Genomic DNA, 4748 nt, shown 5'->3' with positions numbered 1-4748 from the left:
CGCGGCCAAACCATACTCGGACTGCATCCACACCAAACGGTTCACGATCGCCGCATGCGACACCGCCACACCCTTCGGGCGACCCGTCGAACCCGACGTGAAGATCACATACGCCGTATTCGACGGACGCAACGGCGCACGACGCTCGACATCGGTCACCGGGGTATCCGTGTACGCGCTCAGATCCAGCCGGTCGATCCGCACCTGAGCGGTATCGATCGGCAGATCGTCGCCGGAGGTGAGCACACAGATCGGATCGGCGGTGGCCAGGATGTACTCGGTGCGCTCGGCCGGATGATCCGGATCCAGCGGCACATAGGCGCCACCGGCGACGATGACCGCGTACATACCGACCACCAGATCGATCGAACGCCGCATACCCAGGGCCACATACGACTCCGGCCCCACCCCGCGGTCGACCAGCCACCGCGCGAGCAGATTCACCCGGGCCGCGAAATCGGCGTAGGAGAGGGTCTCCGTCCCGAAGGTCAGAGCGGGCGCCTCCGGGGTGCGGACGCTCTGCGCGTAGAACATCGAGGCCAGCGTCGCGGCGGTATCGACGGTGTGCGCGGTGTCGTTCCACGCGCGCAGCACCCGGTCGCGTTCCCCGCCGTCCAGCAGTTCGATTTCACCGATCGGCCGGTCGGGGGTCTCGGTGACGGCGGCGAGCACCCGCACCAGCCGGTCGGCGATCCGGCGCACATCGGCTTCGTCGAACATGTCCCGCTGATAGCCGGCGCGGATCCGCAGCGTGCTGCCCAGCGCGGCGATCAGGCTCAGCGGATAGTGGGTGGCGTCGACCGCGCTCAAACCGGTCACCGCCATCCCGTCGATATCGGTGGCCTGCGCCTGGATACCCTCGGCGTCCACCGGATACGACTCGAACACCAGCAGGGTGTCGAACAGGGTCGCCAGTCCGGCCGCGCCCTGGATATCGGCCAGACCCACATAGTGGTGGTCCAGCAGATCCGCCTGTTCGCCCTGGGTCCGGGTGAGCAGTGCGCGCGGGGGTTCGTCCTGATCGAACCGCACCCGGACCGGGACGGTGTTGATGAACAACCCGACCATGGTCTCCACCCCGGCCAGCTGCGGTGGGCGACCGGACACGGTGGCGCCGAACAGCACATCGTCGCGGCCGGTGATCCGGCCGAGCAGTATCGCCCACGCCACCTGCAGCACCGTGTTGGCGGTGATACCGAGTTCGGCGGCCAGCGCGGTGATCCGTGCCGTGGCCGCGGTATCCAGCTCGAAGGTGTATTCGCCGGACAGGGCCTCGATCTCGTGCGTGGAATCGCCGCCCCCGGTTTCCGGGCGGCTGAGCAGGGTCGGCTCGCTCACCCCGGCCAGTGCCTCGGACCACACCGCCAGCGACGCCGGGTGATCCTGCCTGCCGACCCAGTCCAGGAAGTGCCGGTAGGAGCGGGCCGCGGGCAGCGCGGTGCCGTCGGCGCGGACGGCGTACAGCGTCAGCAGATCCTGCATGAGCAGCGGCATGGACCAGCCGTCCAGCAGGATGTGGTGGTTGGACACCACGAACTGCCAGGTGTCGGCTCCGGTCTTGATCAGGGTGAACCTGATCAGCTTCGGTTCGGTGAGATCGAAACGCCGCAGCCGGTCGGCGTCGACGAGGTCGTCGGCCGTGCCGGTGGCGCTGCGGTCGTGCTCGGTCCAGTCGACCGGCACCTCATCGAGGACGACCTGCACCGAGTCACCCGCACGGTCGGTGACGAACACCGTGCGCAGATTCTCGTAGCGGTCCACCAGGGCCTGCGCTGCCGCCCGGAGCCGTTCGGCGTCCACCCGGCCGGTCAGGGTGAGCACCGCCTGCGCGGTGTACACATCCACCGAGGTGGCGGCGAGTTGTGCGTGGAACAGCATGCCGGCCTGGAGCGAGGACAGCGGCCACAGATCGGCGACCCGCATCGGGAACCGCTGCTCGATCCCCTCGATGGCCGGCTGCGAAACCGCGACCAGCGGGAAGTCCGACGGCGTATGGCCGCCCGCGTCCGCGGAACCGGCATGGCGGGCCACCGCTTCCAGCGCCCGTACCCACAGGTCTCCGAATTCGCGGGCCTCGTCCGCCGACAGCAGCGTGGACGGGTAGCCGATGCGCGCGGTCAGCGTATCGCCGACCACGATGGCGTTGATGTCCAGCAGCGCCATGGCCGGCATATCCGCGTCGTAGCCGACATCCACGGCCAGATCGGCCGCCGGGAGCCAGCCGAATCCGTGCATCTCCTCCGGAATCTCACCGGCGCCGACGCGACCCAGGTAGTTGAAGTTCACCTGGCCCGGCATCTCCCGCGGGAACTCGGCGGCGGTCTCGGAGTTCATGTACCGCAGCAGGCCGTAACCGACGCCCTTGTCCGGGACCGCGAGCAATTGCTCCTTGACGAGCTTGAGCGCGGCGCCCAGTTCCGGCTCGCCGGCGAGGGCGGCCTCGATATCGATACCGGCCGGCTCGAAACGGACCGGGAAGAGCGCGGTGAACCAGCCGACCGTACGGGACAGGTCGGCGCCGGGCGCGACCTCTTCCTCACGACCGTGACCCTCGAGCCGGATCAGCAGCGGGTCGTCCGGCGCGACACCGGGCACACGCCGCGTCCGCCAGGCCGCGGTCGCCAGGACGAGCGCGGTGAGCAGACCGTCGTTCACCCCGCCGTGGAACAGCGCAGGCACGGTGGTGAGGAGGGTCTGAGTGACCTCCGGCGATACCCGCACCGCGTGGACCGCGACGGACCCGGCGGTATCCACCGCGGGATCCATCCGGCGCTCGGTGAGCAGCGGATCGGCGGTACCGGCCACGGTGCGCCAGTACGCCAGTTCCGCGAGCCGTTCCGCGCTGTGGGCATCGCGCTCGAGCGCATGCGCCCACGTCCGCATGGAGGTGACCGGTGCGGGCAGTTGGGGGATCTGGCCGGCGCTGCGCGCGACGGCGGACAACACGAGATCGGGTACCAGCACGCGCCACGACACGCCGTCGACGGCGAGGTGGTGCACGATGACCACCAGATGCCCGTTGCGCTCGGCGGTATCGGGTTCCAGCCAGACGAACCGGACCACCACACCGCGCTCGGGATCGAGCCGGTCCAACGCGGTATCGACCGCGGCCGTGGCGATCTCGGACAGTTCGGTACCGGTGACGGCACCGTCGAACACGGTGTGGTCGATCAGCGCGTCCACCTCGACACTGCCCGGCTCGCCGGTTTCCACGACCCAGTCGCCATCGGTGGAGTACAGCCGCGACCGCAACATATCGTGCCGGTCGACCACCGGGCCGACCACGGCGGCAATGGTCTCCCGGTCGATGCCGATCGGGAGGTCCAGGGTGATGAGCTGGTGGAAACGCCCGAACGAACCGGGCCGTTCGGCCATGAACCGCACGATCGGCGTCAGCGGCATGGTGCCGACGCCGCCGCCCGGCAGTTCGACGAGCGTGCTCGTCACACTGTCGGCATCGGCGGATTCGGCGACGGCGGCCAGCCCGGCCACCGTCCGCTGTTCGAAGACGTGCCGCGGGCTGAAGACCACACCGCGGGCCTTGGCGCGGGACACCAGCTGAATGGACACGATGCTGTCGCCGCCGAGGGCGAAGAACGAATCGTCCACACCGACCTGGTCCACGCCCAGGACCTCGGCGAAGACCTCGGCGATGGTCTGCTCGACCGGTGTGCGCGGCCCGCGGAAGGCGGTACGCGCCTGGAACACCGGTTCGGGCAGCGCTTTGCGGTCCAGTTTCCCGGCGGGGGTCAGCGGGATCCGGTCGATGACCATAACGGCCGCCGGCACCATGTAGTCGGGCAGCCGCTCGGCGACGTACCCGGTCAGCGCCGTGACATCCACGGTGACGCCGGAGGCCGCCACCACGTAGGAGACGAGCGATACCGCGCCCGCGGCATTCTTGTGTCCGGTGGTGACGGCGAAATCGACGGTTTCGTGCGCGGTCAGCGCCGCATCGATCTCACCGAGCTCGATACGGAAACCACGAACCTTCACCTGGAAGTCGTTACGACCCACATACTCCACCGCCGGATCACCCGCGGCATCACGACGCCAGCGCACCACATCACCCGTGCGGTAGAGCCGCGACCCGGGTTCGCCGTACGGATCGGCGACGAATCGCTCAGCGGTCAAGCCGGGACGAGCGTGGTAGCCGCGTGCCAGCTGGATGCCTCCGACATACAGCTCACCGGCCACACCTTCGGGCACCGGGTTGAGCCGGTCGTCGAGCACCAGGGTGCGCATACCCCGCACCGGGCCACCGATGGTGACCCGATCACCGGCGTGCAGGACACCACTGATATTGGTGGCGACCGTCGCCTCGGTCGGGCCGTAGGCGTTGTGGAAGCGACGCTCGACCCCGCCTTCGGGTGTGGTCGACCACTTCGCCATCAGATCGGCCGAAATGGCCTCACCACCGGCGACGATGACTTCCATTCCGGCGAGATCCGCCGGATCCAGCGATCCGAGTACCGACGGCGTGATCAAACCCACCGTCACCCCTTCACGCGAGATCAGCTCCCCCAGCTCGGCACCACCGTAGGTACCGGTCGGCACCACCACGAGCGCACCGGCCGAACCGACCGCCAGCAACAACTCCAGAATCGAGGCATCGAAGCTCGGCGACGCGAACGCCAGCGCCCGCGAATCCGGGCCCAACCGGTAACGCTCGACCTGTTCGGCACTGAAATTCGCCAAACCCGCATGGCTGACCACAACACCCTTGGGCAGACCCGTCGAACCGGACG

At 68.8% G+C, this 4748-nt stretch carries 1 protein-coding gene; it reads right to left on the bottom strand.

Annotation, left to right across the window (positions count from 1 at the left end; genetic code table 11):
* A partial coding sequence (locus tag NGR01S_RS29710; protein WP_157107515.1) for a condensation domain-containing protein occupies positions 1-4748 on the bottom strand: 4748 nt, incomplete at both ends.

Source organism: Nocardia grenadensis NBRC 108939 (assembly GCF_001613445.1).
In the GTDB taxonomy this organism is placed as follows: domain Bacteria; phylum Actinomycetota; class Actinomycetes; order Mycobacteriales; family Mycobacteriaceae; genus Nocardia; species Nocardia grenadensis.
The sequence above is the reverse complement of the archived record's forward strand: the minus strand, read 5'-3'. Positions and strand labels throughout refer to the sequence as shown.